At 44.3% G+C, this 25,393-nt stretch carries 20 protein-coding genes, 1 rRNA gene and 1 pseudogene; 13 read left to right on the top strand and 9 right to left on the bottom strand.

The genetic code is table 11. The features are described from left to right. The first annotated feature begins 195 nt into the window (after positions 1-195). The 4 genes from rrf (at position 196) to CWI32_RS10380 (ending at position 5,224) form a co-directional block, all read left to right on the top strand. Positions 196-310, top strand: a 5S ribosomal RNA gene (rrf, locus tag CWI32_RS10395). A 136-nt stretch (positions 311-446) separates the two neighbouring features. Then, positions 447-1,640: an MFS transporter gene (locus tag CWI32_RS10390; RefSeq protein WP_100329446.1), complete on the top strand. Its 1,194-nt coding sequence runs from the start codon at positions 447-449 to the stop codon at positions 1,638-1,640. Between the two features lie 224 nt (positions 1,641-1,864). Continuing rightward, positions 1,865-4,276, top strand: coding sequence for a YgiQ family radical SAM protein (locus tag CWI32_RS10385; RefSeq protein WP_005169087.1), 2,412 nt, complete (start codon positions 1,865-1,867; stop codon positions 4,274-4,276). Positions 4,277-4,675: 399 nt separating this feature from the next. After that, positions 4,676-5,224 (top strand): DUF2726 domain-containing protein, encoded by a 549-nt coding sequence (locus CWI32_RS10380; RefSeq protein ID WP_005169085.1) that lies wholly within the window; start codon positions 4,676-4,678, stop codon positions 5,222-5,224. 53 nt (positions 5,225-5,277) lie between these two features. Here CWI32_RS10380 and CWI32_RS10375 read toward each other — a convergent pair whose 3' ends face one another. The 6 genes and pseudogenes from CWI32_RS10375 to mdtD all read right to left on the bottom strand — a co-directional run bounded on the left by CWI32_RS10375 (position 5,278) and on the right by mdtD (position 11,031). Beyond that, positions 5,278-5,634: a RidA family protein gene (locus CWI32_RS10375; RefSeq protein WP_005169082.1), complete on the bottom strand. Its 357-nt coding sequence runs from the start codon at positions 5,632-5,634 to the stop codon at positions 5,278-5,280. Position 5,635: 1 nt separating this feature from the next. Next, positions 5,636-6,368 (bottom strand): annotated as a pseudogene (locus CWI32_RS10370) (hypothetical protein). Between the two features lie 273 nt (positions 6,369-6,641). After that, positions 6,642-7,697 carry a DNA polymerase IV gene (gene dinB, locus CWI32_RS10365; protein WP_074383683.1) on the bottom strand — a complete coding sequence of 352 codons (1,056 nt, stop codon included), beginning with the start codon at positions 7,695-7,697 and terminating at the stop codon, positions 6,642-6,644. Between the two features lie 20 nt (positions 7,698-7,717). Then, positions 7,718-8,734, bottom strand: a complete 1,017-nt coding sequence (locus tag CWI32_RS10360) for an MBL fold metallo-hydrolase (RefSeq protein WP_100535246.1) — start codon at positions 8,732-8,734, stop codon at positions 7,718-7,720. Between the two features lie 58 nt (positions 8,735-8,792). Beyond that, positions 8,793-9,572, bottom strand: coding sequence for a glycoside hydrolase family 25 protein (locus CWI32_RS10355; protein WP_100535245.1), 780 nt, complete (start codon positions 9,570-9,572; stop codon positions 8,793-8,795). A 67-nt stretch (positions 9,573-9,639) separates the two neighbouring features. Then, complete coding sequence (mdtD, locus tag CWI32_RS10350; RefSeq protein WP_074383681.1) at positions 9,640-11,031, bottom strand: multidrug transporter subunit MdtD; 1,392 nt, start codon at positions 11,029-11,031, stop codon at positions 9,640-9,642. 335 nt (positions 11,032-11,366) lie between these two features. On the opposite strand from mdtD, the gene CWI32_RS10345 reads away from it, so the two are divergent. After that, the gene (locus CWI32_RS10345) at positions 11,367-12,341 is read left to right on the top strand and encodes a hypothetical protein (RefSeq protein ID WP_086044352.1); all 975 of its coding nucleotides are present in this window, start codon (positions 11,367-11,369) and stop codon (positions 12,339-12,341) included. 66 nt (positions 12,342-12,407) lie between these two features. Here CWI32_RS10345 and CWI32_RS10340 read toward each other — a convergent pair whose 3' ends face one another. Beyond that, the gene (locus CWI32_RS10340) at positions 12,408-13,028 is read right to left on the bottom strand and encodes an LOG family protein (RefSeq protein WP_004732555.1); all 621 of its coding nucleotides are present in this window, start codon (positions 13,026-13,028) and stop codon (positions 12,408-12,410) included. Between the two features lie 332 nt (positions 13,029-13,360). Here CWI32_RS10340 and CWI32_RS10335 point away from each other — a divergent pair, with 332 nt between their 5' ends. The 6 genes from CWI32_RS10335 (at position 13,361) to CWI32_RS10310 (ending at position 21,845) form a co-directional block, all read left to right on the top strand. Continuing rightward, on the top strand, positions 13,361-14,938 hold the full coding sequence (locus CWI32_RS10335) for a TerC family protein (RefSeq protein WP_005094508.1): 1,578 nt from the start codon (positions 13,361-13,363) through the stop codon (positions 14,936-14,938). A gap of 73 nt (positions 14,939-15,011) precedes the next feature. Continuing rightward, entirely contained in the window at positions 15,012-15,476 is a 465-nt protein-coding gene (locus CWI32_RS10330; protein ID WP_005094506.1) for a YchJ family protein, read from the top strand. A gap of 61 nt (positions 15,477-15,537) precedes the next feature. Continuing rightward, complete coding sequence (locus CWI32_RS10325) at positions 15,538-16,182, top strand: trimeric intracellular cation channel family protein (RefSeq protein WP_005094504.1); 645 nt, start codon at positions 15,538-15,540, stop codon at positions 16,180-16,182. Positions 16,183-16,312: 130 nt separating this feature from the next. Further along, a complete protein-coding gene (gene niaP / locus CWI32_RS10320; RefSeq protein ID WP_005094502.1) occupies positions 16,313-17,632 on the top strand; it encodes a niacin transporter NiaP in 1,320 nt (439 codons plus the stop codon). A 165-nt stretch (positions 17,633-17,797) separates the two neighbouring features. Continuing rightward, positions 17,798-20,017: a DNA topoisomerase IV subunit A gene (gene parC / locus CWI32_RS10315; RefSeq protein WP_100535244.1), complete on the top strand. Its 2,220-nt coding sequence runs from the start codon at positions 17,798-17,800 to the stop codon at positions 20,015-20,017. A 151-nt stretch (positions 20,018-20,168) separates the two neighbouring features. Further along, the gene (locus tag CWI32_RS10310) at positions 20,169-21,845 is read left to right on the top strand and encodes a long-chain-fatty-acid--CoA ligase (RefSeq protein WP_005094498.1); all 1,677 of its coding nucleotides are present in this window, start codon (positions 20,169-20,171) and stop codon (positions 21,843-21,845) included. 50 nt (positions 21,846-21,895) lie between these two features. Here CWI32_RS10310 and CWI32_RS10305 read toward each other — a convergent pair whose 3' ends face one another. Next, positions 21,896-22,276 carry a hypothetical protein gene (locus tag CWI32_RS10305; RefSeq protein WP_074383676.1) on the bottom strand — a complete coding sequence of 127 codons (381 nt, stop codon included), beginning with the start codon at positions 22,274-22,276 and terminating at the stop codon, positions 21,896-21,898. Between the two features lie 100 nt (positions 22,277-22,376). Here CWI32_RS10305 and CWI32_RS10300 point away from each other — a divergent pair, with 100 nt between their 5' ends. Next, a complete protein-coding gene (locus tag CWI32_RS10300; protein WP_005094494.1) occupies positions 22,377-22,775 on the top strand; it encodes an MAPEG family protein in 399 nt (132 codons plus the stop codon). 122 nt (positions 22,776-22,897) lie between these two features. Beyond that, positions 22,898-23,434 carry an inorganic diphosphatase gene (gene ppa, locus CWI32_RS10295; protein ID WP_074383675.1) on the top strand — a complete coding sequence of 179 codons (537 nt, stop codon included), beginning with the start codon at positions 22,898-22,900 and terminating at the stop codon, positions 23,432-23,434. 100 nt (positions 23,435-23,534) lie between these two features. Here ppa and CWI32_RS10290 read toward each other — a convergent pair whose 3' ends face one another. Then, on the bottom strand, positions 23,535-24,857 hold the full coding sequence (locus CWI32_RS10290) for an OprD family outer membrane porin (RefSeq protein ID WP_100535243.1): 1,323 nt from the start codon (positions 24,855-24,857) through the stop codon (positions 23,535-23,537). Between the last annotated feature and the right edge of the window lie 536 nt (positions 24,858-25,393).

Below are 25,393 nucleotides of genomic sequence, written 5' to 3'. Positions count from 1 at the left end.
TATACAACACCCAAACAGTTGTTGTATAAAGCTCGATTGATTCGATATTAAGCAAAATAACTTGATTCAGAAGACCGTTAGTAAGACAATGTTCAACTCAGATATACCTGTTAATGTATTCTATTTGGTAGAAAGCATTGGCATACACTGAAAAGTGACGAAATAAGACCAAAGCGAGTATCCATAAACAGTTGTGCTGGCGACAATAGCAAGAGTGAACCACCTGATCCCTTCCCGAACTCAGAAGTGAAACCTCTTTGCGCTGATGGTAGTGTGGGGTTACCCATGTGAGAGTAAGTCATCGCCAGCTCATTATTCGAAACACCCCCTGCATGAGCAGGGGGTGTTTTTTTGTGCGTGAAGAAAGGCTTAGGTGGTCACTCAGATGAAATCTCCACAGAAAAAATGAGCGAAAGGCGTATACTGGATCTATCTAAGGAGCGGATATGTCCTCAAATTCATCTTCTAGCCATATTGAATATGGTACTACCGCATTTAAAGCAGTACTTTTTTCCTTATTTCTTGCCGGCTTTGCCATTTTCTCATCTTTGTATTGCCTACAGCCGATGATGCCCATTTTGGCAGATTATTTTCAGGTCAGTCCGACTCAAAGTAGTTTTCCCTTATCACTTTCTACCCTTGCCTTAGCCATTGGTCTGCTATTTACCGGACTGATTTCAGACCGTTTTGGACGTAAACCGGTGATGGTCTGTTCCCTGGCATTGATTGCAATTTTGTTAATGCTCAGTTCGATACTATCTCTTTGGTCGGTATTTTTATTGCTTCGGATCTTGATTGGTCTCTGTGTCAGTGGTGTGGCAGCAGTCGCCATGACTTATATCGGGGAAGAAATTGCCGAAAAAGATATCGGTTTCGCCATGGGCTTATATATTTCTGGTACAGCCATTGGCGGGATGGGCGGGCGTTTGATTGCCGGAGTTCTAGTTGATTTTATCTCCTGGCAATCTGCTACTCTGATAATTGGTATCTTAAATATCTGTATTGCAGGATTATTTTATTATCTGTTGCCGGCATCGCAACATTTTAAAGCTTATCCGATCAAGTTTAATCGATTCAAAAACTCATTCAGGCATAATCTGGCCGATCCGAAACTTCGGATTTTATTTCTGCAAGGTTTTATCCTGATGGGCTGTTTTGTCTCGATATTTAACTATCTCAGCTATCGTTTGCTTCAGGCACCTTTTGAATTATCACAGGCCTGGATTGGTTTAATCTCGGTGACATATTTGGCTGGTATTTATAGCTCCCCCCGAGCGGCACATTGGGGTCGGCATTATGGTAAATTCAAGACATTGGTCGTCATGATGCTGATGATGCTCCTTGGATTAACACTCATGCTGCTCAACCAGCTGGCTCTGGTCTTTATCGGATTACTAATCTTCACTTTTTCATTTTTTGCCGCGCACTCTACTGCAAGTAGCTGGGTGTCGATCCAGTCGCTACAATATCGGGCAGTCGGTTCTTCGCTATATTTATTCTGTTATTACCTCGGTTCCAGTGTGTTGGGCAGTTCGAGTGGACTGGTCTGGGAAAATTATGGTTGGAGTGGATTAACTGCATTTATTGCGCTACTGTTGTTGAGTGGTCTGGCATTCAGTTTCAAGCTCCGCTCAGATTAGAACATCGTATTTAGATTTTTCTCTATAAAATAAACCCTGTGCATTTATCTTGCGGATCATTTTGCTTTCAATTCTGATGATGCCCAAGTTTTGATTCGCTTAGTTCCTGATTTTGTATAAATTATAATCAAGCAAGCTGGGTCTAATTCATGGTAAAATGATCGGCTTTCATCTTTGATCTTATTTTAGATCTCCTATCATCTGCCAGCCGAGAATTGCTAGCCATGTCTACTGCTTATACCATGCAGACTGCGCCAAAAGCGTTGTTTGATTACGACAAATATTGGGCGTCTTGTTTTGACCCTGCGCCTTTTTTGCCGATGTCACGCGAGGAAATGGATCAACTCGGCTGGGACAGCTGTGACTTTATTCTGGTCTGTGGCGATGCCTATATTGATCACCCGTCTTTCTGTTCAGGTATTATTGGCCGGGTATTAGAAGCCCAAGGCTTTCGTGTCGGTATTATTGCACAGCCAGACTGGACCAACGTGGATGCGTTCCGCGTTCTGGGTAAACCGAATATTGCTTGGGGGGTAACGGCAGGGAACATGGATTCCATGATCAACCGTTATACCGCCGACCGTAAAATCCGCTCGGATGATGCCTATTCCCCAGATAATCAGCCAAATAAACGTCCAGACCGTGCAGCAACTGTATATTGTCAGCGTGTCCGTGAAGCATATCCAGATGTGCCTGTATTATTAGGTGGAATTGAAGCTTCTCTGCGTCGTATTGCACATTATGATTACTGGTCAGATAAAGTCCGTCGTTCAGTGTTGATGGACTCAAAAGCCGATCTTTTGATGTACGGCAATGGCGAACGCTCAATTACCGAAATTATGCATCGTCTGGCGCGTGGCGAAAAAATTCACGAGATTACCGATGTTCGCGGTACTGCGTTCATTGTCAATAAACATAACCGTGCATCGAAAGCAAAGTTTGTCGAAATTGCCTCGAATGATGTTGATGCGATTGGCCGTGTCGATCCAATCATTAACCCTTATGTGATGACTGAAGATCTGGAAGGTTGTGAAATTGAAAAAGACAAAGATAGTCTGACTCAATATCAAGGTTTTCAGAAAGAGCCTGTCGCCAATCCGATTGTGCGGGCCGGCGATGAGCTAGATCCTGATACGCAAATCGTGCAATTACAACCCGCTTCAAAAGCAATTAAACATAAATTACCACCGCGTGAACTGGCCGTAATTCGCTTGCCTGCATTTGAAGAAGTGGCTGCAGATCCGGTGCTTTATGCCCATGCCAACCGAATTTTGCATTTAGAAACCAATCCGGGCAATGCCCGTGCCATGGTACAAAAGCATGGTGAACGTGATGTCTGGCTAAATGCGCCACCAATTCCGTTGACCACGGAAGAAATGGACTATGTGTTTGACCTGCCTTATGCACGTTTGCCACATCCTGCTTATGGTGAAGCGCGTTTTCCAGCGTTTGACATGATCAAGTTCTCTGTGAACATCATGCGTGGCTGTTTTGGTGGCTGTACCTTCTGTTCGATTACAGAACATGAGGGTCGTATTATCCAGAACCGTTCTGAAGAGTCAATTCTGCGTGAAGTGGAAAAAATCCGTGATACGGCGCCGGGCTTTACCGGGATTATTTCAGACCTAGGTGGCCCGACAGCCAACATGTACCGTCTGGCCTGTAAAGATCCAGAGATTGAAAAGAACTGCCGTAAACCGTCGTGTGTCTTCCCGGGCGTTTGTCAGAACCTGCATACCGATCATGCACCATTGACCCAGTTATACCGTAAAGCACGTTCATTACCGGGTATTAAGAAGATCTTGATTGGTTCTGGTTTACGTTATGACTTAGCGGTTTTAAACCCTGAATATGTCAAAGAATTGGTAACCCATCACGTCGGTGGTTATTTAAAAATTGCACCGGAACATACCGAAAAAGGCCCACTCAATAAAATGATGAAGCCGGGAATCGGAACCTATGATCGTTTCAAACAGATGTTTGAACGTTATAGTAAGGAAGCCGGCAAGGAACAGTATCTGATTCCTTATTTCATCGCAGCGCATCCGGGGACTACCGATTACGACATGATGAATCTTGCGATTTGGTTGAAGAAGAACGGTTTCCGTGCTGACCAAGTACAGACCTTTTATCCATCACCGATGGCAACGGCTACCACCATGTATTACACCGGTAAAAACCCGCTTGCCAAAGTGGCACGTTATACTGAGCAAGTAGATATTGTCAAAGGTGATAAACGTCGTCGTCTGCACAAAGCTTTCTTGCGTTACCATGATTCAAACAACTGGCCGTTGTTGCGTGAAGCTCTGAGAGAAATGGGTCGTCAGGATTTGATTGGTAACTCCAAACAGCATTTGATTCCGACTTATCAGCCTGCTGGCAGTGCAGAAGGTCAATACCAGTCTGCGCGCAAGAAAAACTCGACAGTGGCGGGTGATTCGCAGAAACGTACCGGTGAGCAGGGAAATCGTGGCAAGGCTGCACAAGCTCAGTCCCGTCCTTCAAATACCAAGAAGCGCCCGGAACGTGGTCAAATCCTAACCCAGCACACAGGCCTACCGCCGCGTGAAACAGGGGATGCCAAAAAACCATTTGGTGGATCAAAGCCGAAAGCAAAGCCTAAATCACGTGCATAATTGAGTTAATAGAAAAGACACTTCGGTGTCTTTTTTTAGCACTTAGGTAAAGTAACGTAGCTTGAAACGAGGACTGAAAAATGTAAAAGGATGTATTATTTACATTAAGTCTGGCTTAAAAGTGATATAAAAATAACACTTTATCGGAATTGTTCTACAGTTGGGCAGATTTGTATTGCGATCAATTCTAGGGATGTTTTAGAGTGCATTATCAGTACTTTAAATCCACTTTCATTGACATAGGGAAAGATGTCATTTTAGGTAACGCAGAATCAGGTTTTGATACCGGTTGTATGGGTATCTAAGCAGATTAGTTGTAAGACCTATTTAAAATAAAGTGTGAGTTTATACTGCACCACAATAAAACAAAAATGATGATAAGAATGCAAGGATTGAGGCATGACCACCTATATTATGATTGGGAGTTTCCTGCTCTTCTGTGTCGTGCTCATGGCATGGAAAACGCTCGGAAATAATTCCAAACCACAAGACAGCGCGTTAAAGCAGCGTGCTATTTTTAACCTGAATGAGCAATTGACCTTCACGCGCTTGAAGGAAGTATTACCTGAATATATTGTTTTGGCCCATGTGTCCTATGACGCCTTAATGACCACCAAATTTAACCGGACGCGACATAAATATCGCAACCTGACTGCAGATTTTGTGATTATGGATCAACAGCATCAGATTATAGCCATTGTGGCTGTGGATGATCCTTTAATCTTGAAGCGTCCACAGCAGACTGGTTTTCAGGATGCCTTGTTGAGTATGGCCGGTTATCGGGTGATTCGCTACGATGATGTGCCGGAATATTACCAGTTGCGGCAAGATTTTCTGCAGGAGCAAGCGCAAATGAAGAAAATGCCCAAATATACGGTCAGCAATGATCTGAAAAAGTATTATTTATATTCAGATTTAGAGCGCAGTAAAATCAAAGCAGTAGGTTAAAATAAAAAAGCATGCCATGAGCATGCTTTTTTATGCATATCGATTTTGCCACATTATTCTGGTTTGACGGCCACGACTGTCATTTCAACCAAAACCCGTGGATCATAAAGTTTTGCCTCGACACAGGTACGAGGTAATGCTTCGATATCAGCCACCCATGCATCCCAGATTTCATTAAATGCCGCATAATCTTTTTCAATGTCTTTTAAATAGATGGTCACCGACATGATGTGACTTTTGTCTGTACCGACATCTGCCAGAAACTGGTCGATAATATCTAAAGTTTGTTGGGTTTGACCTTTGATATCCAGCTCAACATCTGTGGCCAGTTGCCCGGCAAGATGTACCAGATTGCCTGCAATGGCAATTTCTGAAAAGCGTTTCGAGATATGTAAGCGTTCCACTGTCATATTATTCATCCTGCGTTTTGGGCACCAGGGCTGCGACCAGTGCGGTCAGCAAGCAACCCACTGCCAGATAGAGGGCAATATAATGCCATGAACCGTCTGCCCAAATCACCCGTACTGCTGCAATAAATGGGGGTAAAACCACCACCAATAATACTGCCCATCTGATAGCCAACGCCGGCACCGCTGTAGCGATATTCGGTACCGAACAGGGAAGTGAAAATCGGTTGATGAGCCCTGACCACCCTGTCGTATGCAACATTTGCCAGTAAAATTATGTCGACAATGATCATTCAGGTGTTTTGTGCATCGAGTGCCATAAAGAATGAAAAGGCCGAGAGCGCACCAATCAAACTATTCTAGCCACACATTTTTTGATGATGAAATGTATCCACCCGTCAGGCAAAAAACGGAATGCTGAAACAGCGGATTGCACCGACCATCAAGGTGATATTCCAGAAGAACTGTTTGTCCATGCCCAAGTAATTGCTAGAAATTCCCATCAGGACGACAGTTAAGACCTGCATTTTCTTATGGCCAAGCTAGTGACCAACGTGACCAAAGACCATGCCATCTAAGGGCAAAACAGAAAGCCAACACCAAAAGTGGCCAATGCCGCCAGAGTGTCCATATTCTCACCAATGCTGTGGAAACTGATCTTTAAAAATTAAGGTTGCAACAATGCCGTAAAGGAGAAAATCATATCAATCGACAACAGCACCCACAAAACTAGACAGCGCAGCTTTACGCGTGTTGTTTTTGAACTACAGAAGATTTACAGAAGACATGCAGGAAGGAAGTCCATGAGTTACATCAGAGTTGCCCTGTAATATTCGGATTTGATCGTCACGCCAATCACAGGACAGCATGCTGAAAGTAAAGGTGATTTTCAGCATCTCAGCATATACATGGATAATGCATTGCGCAGATAGAGTACTCTAAAAAATCAAAATATAAAAATAAAGTTGCTGTATTTTTAAACTGATGTTCAAAACATGAACAAAAGTCGTTTAGAGCAGTAATAATTGGGTTTCAGTCTCGGGGGCGCTGAGTTGATAGACGCCGACACCGATCAGCCGGAATTGCATCTGCGGCGCGATATGCAGATCATCCAATAGTAAGTCCAAGGCTTGTGCTAATTCCTGCGGACTGCGCAAGAGCTGCTTAAAACTTTTACTGTGCTGCATCACCTGAAAATTCTTGAGCTTTAATTTGACCGTCACGCCGCGAGCCGAAAGTTGTTTTTTTTGCAAGCTTTGCCACAGTTGTGCAACTAAAGCTTCCCAATAAGAATGGCACTGATTTAAATAAAGATCATCATCAAAGGTGGTCTCTTTGGAAATCTGCTGACGTTCCCGTTCTACTTCGACTGGTCGTTCATCAATGCCTTGCGCATATAAAAACAGCCGCCGTCCATATTTACCAAAATGCTGAATCAGAATGGCTTCATCCATCTGTTGTAAGTCACCCAAGGTATCCAGATTCAGGCTTTTCAGTTTTTCCTGGGTGACTTTACCCACCCCGGGAATTTTCTTCAGCGGCAGATTCTGAATAAAACGCTGCACCTGTGAGGGCTTGATCACACAGATGCCATTCGGTTTGTGCCAGTCCGAGGCAATTTTGGCCAGAAATTTATTCGGTGCCACGCCGGCAGAAGCAGTCAGTCCAGTCACTTGAACAATATCCTCCCGAATCCGCACGGCGACCTCGGTAGCACTCGGAATTTGTTGTAAATTTTCTGTGACATCCAGAAAGGCTTCATCTAGCGATAAAGGCTCAATCAGGGCGGTATATTGCTGGAAAATTTGATGGATCTGTGCAGAAACTTGACGGTATTTGGCAAAGTCCGGCTCAATTACGATGACCTGCGGACAGAGCTTGCGCGCCTGTCCCATCGACATGGCAGAACGTAGACCATATTCGCGTGCCGGATAGGAGGCAGCCGCAACCACCGCCCGGGGATGATGCGAGGCAATCACCACAGGCAGGTGTCTGAGTTCTGGACGTTCACGCAGCTCGACCGAGGCATAAAACGCATCCATATCGATATGAATAATTTTGCGCATAGCCGCTATCTTAAGGGGCTTTAATCGGATTGGGAAGCGACGGCTGCGTTGAGTAAATAGGGCTGCGGTTCGCTGAGCAGAACGACTTTTGTCCCTTGTGTCTCGGCGGCCTGAATCAGAAGATTCAAACTTTTTGGAGTGTCATCGGCCAGACGGGGTAGAAATTGCAGCGGCTGGTTTAAAGGCTGAAAAAAATCATCCCAATGTATCGGGATGACCACTTTGGGTTTGAGCGTTTGCAGGGTTTCAGCCAGATAGTGCCGCTGATAGTCATTGGATTGTCTGGAGAGCTGGGCAATACCCAAAAATAACGTATCGACCTGCAGGTTTTTAAATTGCTCTGGAATAAATCCGGTACTGGCCTTGATCAGAATTTTATGTCCTGCATGCTCAATCAGGTAATCGAAACTGCCACCTTCCTTAAATTCGGAAAATTTGGCCGGCAGGGCTAAAGGCTGCAGCAGCTCTTCGCCTAGGTCATCATTTAGCGCTGTGGGTGGGGTATGTTGTGAGGGAATTGCAGTGATCTGGAAATGCCCCCAGTGCTGTAGTTGCCAAGGTTTAACTGACTGTAATTGCTGTGGAGTAACTTTGGGATTTGCCCGGGCGATATTCAGGCTAGTGGGTGAACCGATGACAGCGGTTTCAGGAAGCATTTCCAGTAAAGCCGGTAGATCCAGAACATGATCATAATGCGAGTGACTGACCAGAATGGCTTTGGCCCGGTGCAGTTCATGCTCTTGAATTAGCTGCCTTAATAGCACGCTATCACTCTGAATTGGACCGCTAAGCACTTGCGACAACGACGGCCGGCTAAAGAAACCATCTATCAGGATCTGATCCTGACCATCATCCAGCAACAGGGTGGAAACACCGAAAAATTTAACGTTTAGTCCAGAACGAGAGGAACTGCTTTGCGGCTGCCAGTTCTGAAAGTCACTGAGCTTGCCTGAAGGTTGCAGTAGATAAGCCAGCGCACCCGCTATGAGCAGCAGAACAATCACCAGACTGAGTAAAATACCTTTAATCCATTTCAAGATTTTTATTTCCTTATTTTTCTACTTTTATAAAGCGCTTGTTTTCAAGCGATCGATTTTATTTGGCCTGATGAGTAGATGATGGTACTGCAATTGCATTCATTTTCAGAAAATCCAGCCACTGCTGTTCTGAGCCATAGAACACATTCAGATCCACAGTTGTACTAATGCCGGGAATTTTACCCTGATTGCTATGTTGCCAGAAGGTCCATTTGGGCTGGTTGTTTAAATCGGGCAGACCCTTATACTCGCGTACCCAGAGTGGCACTTCGGGAAAATATCCTGCCAGTACAATATTATAAAATGCTTTAGAAATATAGAAAATTGGCTGTTTGCCATAATGCTTTTGCAGGGCATCGTGCATGATCTGGATTTCGTTTAGAAGCTGCTCTTTGGAATAGGTATTGATGCAATTGCTGTCATATTCCAGATCAATCACCGGCGGTAAAGCATTGGCTTGCTTGGGGACGGAGTCGATAAAGTTCTGTGCCTGAATGCTGCCATCGCGACAAAGCCGATAGAAATGATAGGCACCGACCAGAAAGCCGCGTTCCCGCGCCTTGAGCCAGTTCTCTTGAAAACGCGTATCTTTAAAGTCACCACCTTCTGTGGCTTTCAGATAGACAAAACGGTATTTTTCCGGCGAAATCTGCTGCCATTGAATTTCTTGTTGATGGTGTGATACATCGAAACCCTGGATCGGATAATCTGCTGCATGCGCAGAAGGGGCTTTCATCAGGCAAAGATAAATCATGGCGATAATCATCACGGCGATCAGAATGCCAAGCCCGATGAAAAGCGGCTGTTTGAATCTGTTCAGAGCCAGATTTTTTTGCATTTTCAGTTCTTACCTGTATCTAAACCTGAGCTTAAAGGCTGCATTCGCCTGGCGTTAATATATCGTATTAAACAGGGGTGTTTTTAGGAATATGCCAGAAAATATAAGCCGCAATAATATTGATACAGCCTAAACAGATCAGTGACACATGAAAAGCAGCCACCAGATTGTCAGCGCCGTAATAGGCACTCAGCATGTTGACCAGGGTGCCTGCCAGCGCCACCCCAATACTCATTGACAGCATCATGATCATCGACAGGAAACTGTTGCCGCTACTGGCATCCTGCTGGCTTAAGTCCTTTAAAGTCAGGGTATTCATCGATACAAATTGTAGGGAATTTAAAATGCCGAAGATAAAGAAATGAATTGCACGCAGCCAGATCGGGGTGTCCGCCGTGGTCAGGGCAAAACTGGCAATACACAGACCCACCAATAAGGTATTGACCAGCAAAACCCGACGATAACCAAAACGCTGAATGATTTTTCGGATAATCGGTTTAGACGCCAGAGAGCCGAGTACGGTTGGAATCATCAATAGACCGGTAATAAAGGGCTCAAAACCAAAGGCGACTTGCAACATAAGGGGGAGTAAAAATGGAATCGAGTTACCGCCAAGACGGGCAAAAAAATTCCCCAGAATGCCAATCGCATAAATTTTATTTTTAAAGAGCCGACTGCGGAACAGGGCGTTGCTATGCGTATGCGAATGATAGGCATACATCAGGGCCGCCAAGATTCCGGCCAGAATCAGACTCAGACTCCACCACAGCGAATTTTGTGGACTGGCAAAATTTTCAATTCCCAGACAGAGTCCCACCATGGCCACAACCAGCAAGACAAAGCCCCAATAATCAAAGCGAGCGACCAGCGGTTCAATGACATTCGGCATGGCCTTAAAAGTAATCAGCGCTCCCAGTAAGCCAATCGGCAGATTGATCAGGAAAATCCATTGCCAGGACAGATATTCTACCATCCAGCCCCCAAGAGTTGGACCAATCAGGGGGCCAATCAGGCCGGCCAGACTCATTAGGCTCATGGCAGCCAGAAACTGGGTACGGGGAATGATCTTGAGCATGGCCAAACGGCCGACGGGGAGCAGTAAGGCGCCACCCATTCCTTGCAAGATCCGATAAGCCAGTAATTCATTCAGACTATCTGACCAGGCACAGCCCAAAGAGGCCAAAGAGAAAATAATAATTGCAGCAAAATAGATATTTCTGACGCCGAAACGGTCTGCCAGCCAGCCACTCAAGGGAATACAGGCTGCCACAGACAAGACATAAGCCACCACAACACTGTGCATGCGTAAAGGATCGGCCTGTAAGTTATGTGCAATCGCGGGCAGAGCTGTATTAATAATGGTGGTATCCAGCCCCTGCATAAAAAATCCGATCGATACCAACAAGACCAGCAGTCTGAATTCGGGATCTAAGGCTTGATGCGTAGGCGTGGCATTCATAATTCTGGAAAACTGAAAATTTTGAATAGTCTAAAGGAAGATTAAGGCACAGGTGTAGTGAATACGTGTGAACTTTTTTTCAAGATATAAATCAGTTATAAGTGTAAAACTCATAACAAAGTGAGTATTTATCAGATCGGTGCTCCATAGCTGTAAAGAGCGATAAAAATAAAATTAAAGCAGTACTTTTTTGTTTATAAACAGCTTTTTCTGCCAATTTCATCTTCATCAAATGAAAATATGACAAAATTGTCATGAAAATGAAATAAAACCGTCATAATCTTAGGCCAACTTTTCAGCAATGCTGAAATCTCCTCGCGTATAGGTTTGTTTTTATGACAATCGAGATTTTGATGGTGATCGGCTTCTGTTTAGCCGCTTACTCTATTGTCGGAAATGATGTACCTCAAACCCTAGGGACATTTATTTCTTCGAATTCACATCGCCCATGGTGGGTGTTGTGGATTTATATCAGCTCAATTTTAATTGTCGTATTGGTCTATGGTTGGTATGCATCTGGGGTGGGTGATGCCTCATACGGTCGTTTAGAAACGATTCCTTTCCCTGAAGGTGGCATTACCTGGCTGTACATTGTGCCGCCAATTCTCCTGTTACTACTGACCAGATACGGGATTCCAGTCAGTACCACCTTCCTGGTGCTTACGATTTTCTCTCCTGCCAGCCTGGGCTCGATGATGGTCAAATCGATGATGGGCTATGCCGTCGCCTTTATCGTGGCGATTGTTATCTATCGTTTTGTGGTCAAGCAGCTGGCACGCCATTTTGCCAAGACACGTCATCAGGAGCACTCCAAGGTCTGGATGGGCTTGCAGTGGGTCTCTACCGGTTTCCTGTGGAGTCAATGGCTGATTCAGGATCTGGCTAACATCTTCGTGTATGTGCCACGTCAGGTTCCATTTGAATTCCTGATGTTTGCGATTACGGTATTCGTGGTCTTGCTGGGTGTGATTCTGTATCAACGTGGCGGGGCGATCCAGAACATTGTCGACACCAAAACCGGTGTGACCGACATTCGTGCTGCAACGATTATTGACTTCATGTATGCCATTATCCTGTTAGTTTTTAAAGAGTGGAGCAACATTCCAATGAGTACCACCTGGGTATTCCTGGGATTACTCGCAGGTCGTGAATTTGCCATGTCGATGATTCTGGATGAAGTCAACAAACATCGTACTTCACGTAATGTCAGTGCAGATGCCATGAAACTGATGTTCGGTCTGGCTATGTCTGTCATTCTGGCAACAACTTTGCCGATGTTTTACGAGTTCGTGACGAATTATGGTCAATAAGTCCTGATATTAAAAATCCAATAAAAAAGCGAGCCAGGTGCTCGCTTTTTTATTAATTGGAACGGTTTAAACCACAAATCTTTGCGGATGGCCTAAATTGGTTAAAGTTGTATAAATTTCTTCTTCGTGTTCGCAAATGATCAGTTTGGCGCGATGCTGTGGTGGTAAAAAACCATCTTCGACTGCACGGTCCAGCTGCGCAATCAAGGCATCATAGAAACCATTCACGTTATACAGCATCATCGGTTTCTGGTGCTGGTTCAGCTGACCCCAGGTGGCAATTTCCAGAATTTCCTCAAACGTGCCCAGTCCGCCCGGTAGTGCCACAAAGGCACAGGCCCGCTCAGCCATCATAGCCTTACGTTGATGCATGCTGGTCACCACATGTAATTCAGTGAGCTGGTTATGGGCAATTTCATAATCCAGCATAAATTCGGGAATCACCCCAACGGCTTCACCGCCATGCTGGATCATGGCATCCGCGACCTGTCCCATCAGGCCAATACTGGCGCCACCATAGACTAGCCCGAAACCATGTTCTGCCAGTCCTTGCGAGAGATGAATGGCTTTTTCTAAATAAACCGGTTTGTTGCCTGCACGTGAACCACAATAGAGTGCCACTAGAGGGCGAGTTGTTTTTGGGGAGTTGTCTTTAAAATAATCTGTCATTTGAATTACGCTTTGCATTTATTTTCTTCACCTTATCATTTTTCTTTCTGGTGACTCTAGCTTAATTAATAAATATGACAATTCTGTGTGCGGCTACATTTTCACTGCAATAGGGCTCAGCAAAATTCATCGATAAACAGCCATGAAAACAGGTGAATTTCAAATTGATCTTGATATACTGAAAATTGGTTTCACAACAATAGAACGAAAATGGGTAGTGGTAGTTGGCCGTGTAACGCTATAAATCGCCGTCAAGTAATTGGTATTGTTCAATATCAAAAATATTATGCTGTTTCATTACAGTCTCGGTTCATTCAATGCTGCAGTCCTGAGCTTCAGGAGCCAAGCGTATGATCTTTGAATGGATGTCGGACCCTTCAGCCTGGGTCGGTTTACTCACGTTAATTGTTCTTGAGATTGTACTCGGGATCGACAATCTGGTTTTTATTGCCATTTTGGCGGAGAAACTGCCACCAGAACAACGTAATGCCGCGCGGATTGTGGGCTTAATGCTGGCCCTGGTGATGCGTTTGATCTTGCTGGCTTCGATTGCCTGGGTGGTCACTCTTACTGATCCACTGTTCCATATATTTGATCATGCTTTCTCGGGTCGAGATCTGATTCTATTGTTTGGTGGGGTGTTCCTGCTGTTTAAAGGCACCATGGAACTGCATGAGCGTCTGGAAGCCAAACCGGTCATTAAAGAAGAAAATCCGGTCCATGCAGTATTCTGGATGGTGATTGTCCAGATCGTGGTGCTGGATGCCGTATTCTCATTGGACAGCGTAATTACTGCAGTAGGTATGGTCAAAGACCTGTCAGTGATGATGATTGCCGTGATTATTGCCATCGGGATTATGCTCTGGGCATCCAAAGCCCTGATGGATTTTGTCAACAGACATCCGACCGTGGTGATTCTGTGTCTGGGCTTCCTGATGATGATCGGTTTCTCGCTGGTGGTGGAAGGCTTCGGTTTCCATATTCCGAAAGGTTATCTGTATGCTGCAATTGGCTTCTCGGTGATTGTCGAATTTATTAACCAGACCATGAAACGCAATCAGGAAAAAATGGTGACCACCACGGATATGCGCTACCGTACTGCCTCTGCCGTGATGCGTATGCTGGGTGGTAAACCTGCTCAGGACAATGATTCGTCTGAACCGGAAGATGTTCTGGCAACCCGTGCCTTTGCTGATGAAGTCTTTAATGATGACAACGGCATCTATCACAGTGTCATGGTGCAGGGAGTTTTGGGTCTGTCTGAACGTCCAGTAAAATCGGTGATGACGCCGCGTCCCGAACTGGAATGGATCGATCTGGACAATGATGCCGACAGCATCAAAGCACAATTGTTGCAGATGAGCCATTCGCGTTTGATCATCGCTCGCGGCGAACTGGACAATATTGCCGGTGTGGTGCTGACCCATAAAGTCCTGAATGAATATATTGAAACTGGGGTGCTGGACTTTGAAAAGCATTTACGTGAGCCAGTCATCGTACATGAAAATGCTCAGGTACTGATGGTGATGGATCAGTTGCGTCAAGCTCCCTTACAGATGGCGATTGTGCTGAATGAATATGGCTCAATTGAAGGGATTGCCACGCCGATTGATATTCTTGAAGCGATTGCCGGTGAATTTCCAGATGAAGATGAGCTGCAAGTCGCAGCAGAAAGTCTGGATGATGGCAGCCTGATTCTGGACGGTTCCACCGATATTCGTCACGTTTCCTTGCTGCTGGATCGTGATCTGGTCAATGAAACTGAAGAATATTCGACCTTATCTGGCTATGTGTTATTCCATATGGCACGTTTACCGCATAGCGGTGAAAAGTTTGAAGCAGACGGGCATATCTTTGAGGTGGTGACCATGGACGGTCATAAGATCGATAAAGTGCATATCATTCCGCAGCTTCCTGCGCAGGACTAAACTATAGTCAGCGTTGGGTTGGTAAAGTTTGCTAAAATAGCCCGCATTGTCGGGCTATTTTTATGGAACTGAAATGTCAGAAGCATGTCCATGCGGACAAGGTGAATATCATAGCTGCTGTCAGCCCTTACATACTGGACAACAGGTCGCAGAGACTGCGCAGCAACTGATGCGTTCCCGTTATAGTGCCTTTGCCAAGCATGAAATCGATTACATCAAAACCACGACTGCGCTGGGTCAGCAGCAGGCACTGGATTTGCAAGCCATTAGTGATTGGAGTAAAGCCAATCAGTGGTTAAAGCTTGAGATTGTTCAAGCCAATGAAAAATTAGATAAAAATCACGCCTTAGTCGAGTTTAAGGCGCATTTTCATGATGGCAAGCAGGCACAAGTGCATCATGAAGCTTCGCATTTTGTAAAATTTGAAGGCCACTGGTATTTTCTGGACCCGACCACGGAGCAGAAACTCAGCATGAAACAGGTTTGCATTTGTGGCTCGGGGAAAAAATTTAAGCAATGTTGTGCGGGATTTTTATAACTTTCACATAGATTTAGCTTAGAATAAGCGCCATCTCAAAGCCTCAGGTGGAAGCAGGGCGATGTTACTGACCGTCATCTATATTATTGCAATTACCGCTGAAGCGATGACCGGGGCACTGTCTGCTGGCCGGCGCAGCATGGACTGGTTTGGTGTCATGATCATTGCCTGTGTTACGGCATTGGGTGGTGGTTCGGTCCGTGATGTTCTGCTGGGACATTATCCTTTAACCTGGGTCAAACACCCCGAATATCTGGTGCTGACCTGTTGCGCTGCTTTCGTCACCATCCTGATTGCAAAATGGATGCGCCAGTTACGTAATGTCTTCCTGGTACTGGATGCCTTGGGTCTGATTGGTTTTACCATTATTGGCTGCCAGATTGCTCTGGAAATGGGACATGGTTTTGTGGTGAGTGCCGTTGCAGGTGTCTTGACCGGTGTATCCGGCGGGATCTTGCGTGACATCCTATGTAATGATGTACCTTTGGTTTTCCGTCGTGAACTGTATGCCAGTATTGCTTTTGTTTCAGTGATCTTTTACTGGCTCTGTAGCCATTACGGCTTGTCGCAGGACCTGACCATTCTTTCCACCCTGATTTTCGGCTTTAGCTTGCGTTTGATCGCCATCTATTTTGGACTGGAAATGCCAAAATTCATTTATAAAGAAGATGATGGACACTCGGCATCTTCCAAAGACGAATCCTGATTTGTAATCGTCATGAATGCGACTATAAAAAATAGCCGCATTCAGCTTAATTCATAGTATAAAAAATACAAAGCAGCCTACCTGTTGAGAAAGCAGCATCTCCCGTTCCACCTGATCAGAGATTTTTGTTATGGATTTAGTTTCTCGCATACAACGCTTACCGATTGGTCGGTTTCATTACACCTTGCTGGTGGTGATTGGACTCGGTTGGATGTTTGATGCCATGGATACCGGATTGATTTCCTTTATTCTGGCAAAAATGGCTGAAGACTGGCAGATGACTGCGGATCAAAAAAGCTGGGTAGTGTCGATTGGTTTTGTTGGTATGGCAATCGGTGCAATCTGTTCAGGGGGACTGGCAGACCGTTTCGGCCGTAAAACCGTATTCGCTGTGACACTGGTGATTTATAGCTTGGCTACAGCAGCCTGCGCTTTTGCACCGAATTTGACCTGGTTGTTGGTGTTTCGTTTTATCGTCGGTTTAGGTCTGGGTGGACAGTTGCCGGTGGCAGTGACGCTGGTCAGTGAATATATTCCTGCGCATGTACGTGGCCGTTTTATCGTGTTGCTGGAAAGCTTCTGGGGACTGGGCTGGTTGGTTGCGGCTCTGGTATCGCGCTTTATCATTCCGGATTTTGGCTGGCAAACCGCTTTCCTGATCGGTGGTCTGCCTGCGCTATATGCGATTGTGATCTGGAAAATGGTGCCGGAATCTATTCCATTTCTGATTAACCGTGGCCGTGTAGAAGAAGCTTCGGCACTGGTGAAAAAGATCGAGCGTCAATGCGGCGTTGAAGTTTATGAAATCTTTGAAGTGAAGCCGGTCGCAGAGAAACAGCATATTTCATTTACCCAGTTGTGGTCGGGTATCTTTGCGCGTCGTACCCTCATGCTGTGGCTGATCTGGTTCGGTATTATATTTTCTTATTATGGCATCTTTACCTGGTTGCCAAGTTTGCTGGTCAAAGAAGGCTATAGCATCGTCCAGTCCTTTGAATACGTGCTGATTATGATTTTAGCGCAGTTGCCCGGTTATCTGGTGGCAGCATGGCTGGTGGAAAAACTGGGTCGTAAACCGACCTTGGCAGGTTTCATCGGCATGTGTGCCATCTCGGCATATTTCTTTGGCCAGTCGGGCAGTGTCACCGAAATTGTGATCTGGGGCTGTCTGATGTCCTTCTTTAATCTGGGTGCCTGGGGCGTGCTTTATACCTATACACCAGAACAATATCCAACCAATATCCGTGCTTTTGGTTCAGGCTGGGCTGGCGCAGTAGGCCGAATTGGTGGCATCGCAGCACCTTTTGCTGTCACCCATTTGATGGGCATGCCAAATGGTTTCAGTTATGTCTTCACCATGTTTACTGCGGTTCTGGTTGCCGTTGCAATCGTGATTCTGGTTTTGGGTGAAGAAACCAAAGGCAAGACCCTTGAGTCGATGGGCTTATAAACTTGATGAATTTTTAGTTGCTTAGGGTCTATAAAGTAGATATTTTTAGGCCATAAGACACAAATTGTCGCGCTGAGGCACTTGATGCTCTTGTGTCATCCCCAGCCGCGACATAGCATAAGAAACATTGATACAAAAACGAATTATTTAGGACTATAGGTTGTTATGACAAGCCTTGCGCATCATGCGACAGAAAACCGCTCCGTAGCAGAATTTACCGAACAAGCTTATCTGAATTACGCCATGTACGTGATTATGGATCGGGCATTACCGCACATCAGTGATGGCCTGAAACCGGTACAGCGTCGTATTGTCTATGCCATGAGTGAGCTGGGCCTGAAATGGACCAGCAAACCAAAGAAATCTGCACGTACCGTCGGTGACGTACTGGGTAAATATCATCCGCATGGTGACTCGGCCTGTTATGAAGCCATGGTGCTGATGGCACAGCCGTTTAGCTATCGTTATCCGTTTATTGAAGGACAGGGCAACTGGGGCTCACCCGATGATCCGAAGTCTTTTGCCGCAATGCGTTATACCGAAGCCAAACTGTCTCAGTACAGTGAACTGTTACTGTCTGAACTGGGTCAGGGTACCTGTGACTGGCAGGACAACTTTGACGGTTCGATGAAAGAGCCGGTGAACTTGCCGGCACGTGTACCGAATATTCTCTTAAATGGTACAACGGGAATCGCCGTCGGTATGGCCACCGACATTCCGCCGCATAACCTGCGTGAAGTGATTAAAGGCACCATTGCCCTGATTCGTAACCCGAATCTGACCGATGAAAAAATCTCAGAATATATTCCTGCGCCGGACTTGCCGACCAAAGCAGAAATTATTACCCCACCTGCTGAACTGTTAAAAATTCAGGTCACAGGTCGTGGTAGTTATCGTATGCGCGCGGTCTATACCGTCGATAAAAATGAAATTGTGATTACCGAACTGCCATATCAGGTCTCAGGCTCCAAAATCATCACCCAGATTGCCGACCAGATGCAGGCCAAGAAACTGCCTTTGGTCAGCGATGTACGGGATGAATCGGATCATGCCAATCCAACCCGTTTAGTGATTGTATTGCGTTCTAACCGGATTGATGCCGAAGCGGTGATGAGTCATTTATTTGCCACCACTGATCTGGAATCGAGCTACCGTGTCAACATGAATATGATTGGTGCTGATGGCCGTCCACAGGTGAAATCGATTCGTCGCATTTTACTGGAATGGATCGAGATCCGTAAAACCACGGTGACCCGTCGTCTGCAATATCATCTGAACAAAATCGAAAAACGCCTGCATATTCTGGGGGGGCTGATCATTGCCTACTTGAGTATCGATGAAGTGATTCAGATTATTCGTGAACAAGATCAGCCCAAGCCCGTGTTAATGGAACGCTTTGGCATTGATGAGATTCAGGCCGAAGCCATTCTGGAGCTGAAATTGCGTCATTTGGCCAAGCTTGAAGAAATGGAAATGCGCCGTGAGCAGGACGAGCTGGAAGCGAAGGCTGCGGTGATTCGTGAACAGCTGGCCAATCCGGAATCTTTAAAAGCGCTGATCATCAATGAACTGAAAGATGATGCCAAGAAATTTGGCGATGATCGCCGTTCGCCACTGGTGCAACGTGCCGAAGCTGCTGCGATTAATGAAAATGAAATGTTACCAGCCGATCCTGTGACCGTTATTTTGTCGGAAGCTGGCTGGATTCGCTGTGCCAAAGGCCATGATGTTGACGCTGAAAATCTGAATTTCCGTGCCGGTGATCAATATCTCAGCCATGCACAGGGCAAATCCAATCAGCGTGTCTATGTATTGGATGAATCGGGACGTAGTTATGCCTTGCCAATCAATAACCTGCCATCGGCGCGTGGTCTGGGTGAACCTTTAAGTTCAAAATTATCACCTGCCAGCGGCATCGGTTTTAAACAGGTCTTTGTTGCAGAGGATGAGACGGAAGTCCTGGCGCTGAGTAACAAGGGCTATGGTTTTAAAACGCAGGCCAAGCAGCTGGATACCAATGCCAAAGCAGGGAAGGCCTTCCTGAACTTATCCGATGGGGCGCAAGTCATGAGCCTGCAGCCACTCGAAGATGCCACGCATGTTGCACTGCTCAGTTCAGCAGGACGCCTGTTGATTGTCGATTTGGCAGAATTGCCTGTATTGAACAAAGGTAAAGGAAATAAATTGATACAACTTGAAGGTGGTGATCAAATTTTGTCCATGACAATATTGAAGCTTGATGAAATAATTCAAGTGCTTGCAGGACAACAGCAGTTAAAATTAAAAGGGGATGATTTGCAGAAATATATCGGCAAGCGCGGTGCAAAAGGACAGCTTTTACCACGCGGATATCAAAAAGCAAATAAACTGTTGATTCAAAGATAAGACTAGCATCCATCCTGTAAAATACGTTATATATGAACAACGATTCAACAAGATGGATGCAATATTGCACATATACAAGTCTAAAAATGGTGTGTGATATTGAAAAAAACAGTTGAAAACACTAAGGATTATGATTGGAGAGATGGGCATTATGGAAAAAATTTGGTTGGCTGAATACCAAAAGACAGGGATTCCGGAAACAGTAGAATTACCGGCAGAGAATACTTCTCTAGTCGATGTTTTTGAACGTAATTTCCAAAAATTTGGTTCGCGTGATGCCTTTATCTTTATGGATAAGGCCATGACTTTCAATGATCTGGAAGAGGCGAGCCGTAAGTTTGCAACGTATTTACAAAGCTTGGGGTTGGCAAAAGGTTCACGTGTGGCGGTGATGATGCCAAACGTTCTTCAGTATCCGGTCGTGGCACTTGGGGTTTTCCGCGCAGGGTTGGTACTGGTCAACGTCAATCCACTTTATACTTCGCGTGAACTTGAGCATCAACTTAATGACTCAGGTTCTGAAGTCCTGGTGATTATTGAGAACTTTGCCTCTGTTTACCAAGCGATTCTGGGTAAAACCCCGGTAAAACATGTGGTTATTGCTTCTGTAGGCGATATGCTGGGTGCTTTGAAAGGAACTCTGGTGAACTTTGTCTTGCGTTCTGTGCGTAAGCAGATTCCAGCTTGGGACATTCCAGGCCACGTGAAATTCAATACGGCATTAAATAAAATTAGCCCGAGCAATTACAAACGTCCTGAGTTGAGCCTGAGCGATACCGCGGTTCTACAATATACTGGTGGTACTACCGGCGTATCGAAAGGGGCTGAACTGACACATCGTAACCTGGTTGCGAATATGTTGCAGTGTGACGGGATCTTCCAGAGTAAGTTTGGTGCACAAGATGGCCAGCCAGATGACCGTATTTTCTGTGCCTTGCCGCTTTATCATATCTTTGCATTCATGGTGTGCGCACTTTATGGCATGTATAAAGGTCAGGCCAACGTCCTGATTCCGAATCCGCGTGATCTTCCTGCGGTGATGAAGGAACTACGTAAATACCAGCCGACTTTCTTCCCGGCAGTGAATACACTATTCAATGCGCTGGTGAACAATGAAGAGTTCAAACAGCTTGATCATAGCAAATTGAAAATGGCGATGGGCGGCGGTATGGCGGTACTTCCTTCTACAGCAGCAGCATGGAAAAAGCTCACTGGAACCAATATTGTTGAAGGTTATGGCTTGTCTGAAACCTCTCCGGTTGCAACGGCAAACCCGCCTGCTTCTGAAGAATTCAGTGGCACCATCGGTATTCCATTGCCATTAACTGAAGTGGCGATTCTGGATGATGACGGCAATGAAGTTGCACTGGGTGAGCAAGGTGAAATTTCAATCCGTGGTCCTCAGGTCATGAAAGGCTACTGGAACCGCCCAGACGAAACTGAAAAAGTCATGGTTAATGGCTTCTTCCGTACTGGTGATATCGGTGTCATGGATTCACGTGGTTATGTGAAAATCGTAGACCGTAAAAAAGACATGATTTTAGTGTCTGGTTTTAACGTGTATCCATCTGAGATTGAAGAAGTTGTTGCAACCCATCCAAAAGTACTGGAAGTGGCTGCGATTGGTGTGCCAGATGAAAAATCTGGTGAAGTACCGAAACTGTTTGTTGTGAAAAAAGATCCGTCTTTGACCACAGAAGAAGTCTTGGCCTTCGCTAAAGAAAATCTGACCGGTTATAAACGTCCACGCTATGTGGAGTTTATGGACGAATTACCGAAATCGAACGTGGGTAAAATCCTGCGTAAAGATTTACGTAAAACAGCTTAAACTCGATATTAAAAAAAGCGCTTGATGGCGCTTTTTTTATTTGCAGGTTTTTATTTTTTCATGAGCCAGCGGTCAAAATAAGGACGTCCTACACCGACTACTCCCAGAAAAATAAACATGGTGCCAAATTGGCGGGTAAATCCTGTCTGGTTAAAGTTGCCATAACTCAGAATATTGTCGACCACACAATAGACCAAAATGGCTACCACCCAGTGCCAGATTGGCATGCGCTTGATGCCGACGGCATAAAAGGCAATCCATAAAATGGCAAAGCTAAAGATCGGCGACCAGATATTCATATTGGCACAAATCACGGCCATCAAAAAAGCCACAATCGGCAGCACGATTTTTAATACGCGATCCACTTGACGTTGATGCTGGCGCTGTTTATCGAGGACATCGAACATTTCATTTTGCTCAGGCGCGACCATAGTGAATCCTTCTTAAGTAATAAAAAACACTCTATTTAACAAAATTTATTCACGAAACACCATGCTATGATAGATATAAAATTTTCATGAGAAAAAACAGATGCACAGCATTAGTGGGGTGATTTATCTCATTTTAGCCGCTTGTCTTTTGCCTTATGTATTTACTTTGATTGCAAAGAAATCGGCAGGCTTTAGCGCAAAAGACAATCAGAACCCACGAGAGTTTTTAGCAAAATCAACCGGGCTCTCGAGCCGTGCCAATGCGGTTCAACAAAATAGTTTTGAAAGTTTACCATTGTTTATTGCCGCTATTTTAATGGCTGAATATATGGTGGTTCCTCAAACCCTGGTCATGACCTTCGGGATAGCCTATCTGGTATTTCGTGTGTTGTACGGCATTTGTTATCTGGCCAACTGGGCGACTTTACGTTCGATCGTCTGGCTGCTTTCAATCTTATGTCCTGTGGCTTTATTGCTGCTGATCATCAAGATCGTTTAAGCAATCAATTACAGTTCGCGGACATATTTACAGTTCGATATTTTAAAATCCAAAAATTTCTTTAAAAACCGTTATAATTGTCGCGGTTTTTTAAAAGATATAACTTGTTAAAGAGTGATGCTATGAGCTACAGCAATATCCCAGCGGGTAAAGATGCGCCAAACGACATCTATGTCATTATCGAAATTCCTGCCAATGCAGCACCGATCAAATACGAAATTGATAAAGATTCTGATGCATTATTCGTAGACCGTTTCATGGGTACAGCAATGTTCTACCCAGCAAACTACGGTTATGTACCTAATACACTTTCTCTTGATGGTGATCCACTTGACGTATTGGTTGTAACGCCACACCCAGTAGAGCCAGGTTCTGTGATCCGTTGCCGTCCTGTTGGTAAACTGAACATGGAAGATGATGGTGGTGTTGATGCGAAACTGGTTGCAGTTCCACACGACAAATTGACTCCAATCTACAAAGATATTCAGGAATATACTGATCTTCCGCCATTGTTGATTAGCCAGATTGAACATTTCTTCCAGCACTACAAAGACTTAGAGCCTGGAAAATGGGTTAAATTAAGCGGTTGGGAAGGTGCGGATGTTGCGAAACAAGAAGTACTGGACTCAATTGCTGCATATGCAGAAGCAAACAAATAACTGCTTTGCCTGTCGGTTTAAGTCTTTAAACGTTTAGAGCTTAAATTAAAAAAAAACCTGCACATTGTGCAGGTTTTTTATGGCTTAAACTTCGAGTGAATTAGAATAATTTCACAGGAATGTCTAACCAGATACGCCATTCATTCGTGTCACCGATGTAGTTACCAGCTTGGTAGTTATCACTTGCACGGTAATAAGAATGACGTAAACGCAAGCTTGCATCTTTCGCAAAACCAGATTGAACAGTGTATTTCACCTGGTTAAAGAACTCACGTTCTTGGCCATCTTTGTCTGAGTTATTTACATTGATATCCCAGCCATACACATATGCAGTCGTCCAGTTCAAACCTGCTAAACCGTGATTTTTAAAGTTGTAACTGTATTGAAGCTGAACTGATTTTTCATCGTTACCAATGAAGTCAGAAAGATATGAGTTAGGAAGATAGATACTTTGACCACCGTCAGCATTGCTACCATAGTCATAACCGACATCGCCAAAGTTTTGTTGATATGCAAGCATTACATTATGAACATCTTTATTGTATGTTCCAGATACTGCCCAAATATCATTGGTTTTTTCTACACCAGCAACACCGGTACTAGCGTAATTTTCGGCAACATTGCCTGTCGCTGAATATGTAGATGCATTTTTATCAAATTTCGTATGGTAGCCACTTACATCAAGTTTTAAAGATGCATCATCTTTTAAGCCATGGGTATAGTTTACATTGGCATAATGACGATCTAATTTATCTTTAACGTCAACACCATAATAAGATGCATTTAAGTCATCATTAAAGGTGTATTTTGCACCCCAAACTACAGCACGATCCAATTCACGACCATCTGAATTAATTTGATCAGAATATTGGTTCTTGGTGAATTTACCCGCCGTTAAACTCAGATTATCAATTTCATTACTTGTAACTAATAAGCCTTCAAAATATTCAGGAACTAAACGTGCAGTATTACTTGCAAGCACAGGTAGGTCTAAAACTTGAGTACCATAGAGAGCTGTCGTATTCGATACGCGTGCTTTGACATATGCACCACCACGAGCCCAATGGTCATAGGTATCGCCAGTATTTTTTTCACCGTTTAATGTTTCGCGAGGAATCATATTATTCCCCGCATGTGCATTTTCACCTAACTTGAATGAAGCATCACCAATAATACCGGCACCAAAGCCTACTGTACCTTGAGTAAAACCGGAATCCAGCTTAACAATCGCAGTTTGAGCGAATGAGCTAGTATCTGCTACACCATTTTTCTTATCACGGTGCAAATAACCAGTACGGAATAAAACTGTTCCTTCAGCGCCTTCAACAAAGCCTTTTGCTTCACTTTGTTCATTTGCATATACAGATGAAACCAAAGCAGCCTGAATCAAAACTGCCAACATTAATTTTTTTGAATTTTGCATTGGGGAGAGAGCCTTATACAAATTGATCGGAATTTTTAGGAATTGTATAAGAATTGCTGAAAAAATGTCATTTTTTATTGAGCATATTCCACTAAAGTTAAGATTTTTTACAGATTACATAAGAATCTGATTGAATATTAAGTGGTGTATTTTTTTATCTATCATATAAAATTTATTAAAAACAATATTATATTTAAATATCAAAATAATGAGCTTAAGCATCTTCATCCTAGAACTGTTCAGTCTATTTACTTTTTTAAAGTTAAAATTCTACAACAAGATCAAGAGTGGTGATGATGCACTGTTTTTTAGCATAAATTTTAATCAATATGGAAATGGGGTTAAAAAGAGGCAATATGTAAATAAATATATATTGTTTAAAAAAACAATAAGAGAGTATTGAAAAACATTTTGAGAATGAATTATCCAGCGTAAAGGTATTTTAAATATTCTATTTTTTAGTTTTAAATCAAATAATTAAAGTAGAAAGTATTTTTCTATTTTTAGCTCATTTGTATTTCTTTCTCGATTGGCAT

The organism is Acinetobacter pseudolwoffii (assembly GCF_002803605.1).
Lineage (GTDB): Bacteria > Pseudomonadota > Gammaproteobacteria > Pseudomonadales > Moraxellaceae > Acinetobacter > Acinetobacter pseudolwoffii.
This window is presented reverse-complemented; position numbering and strand designations above follow the sequence as displayed.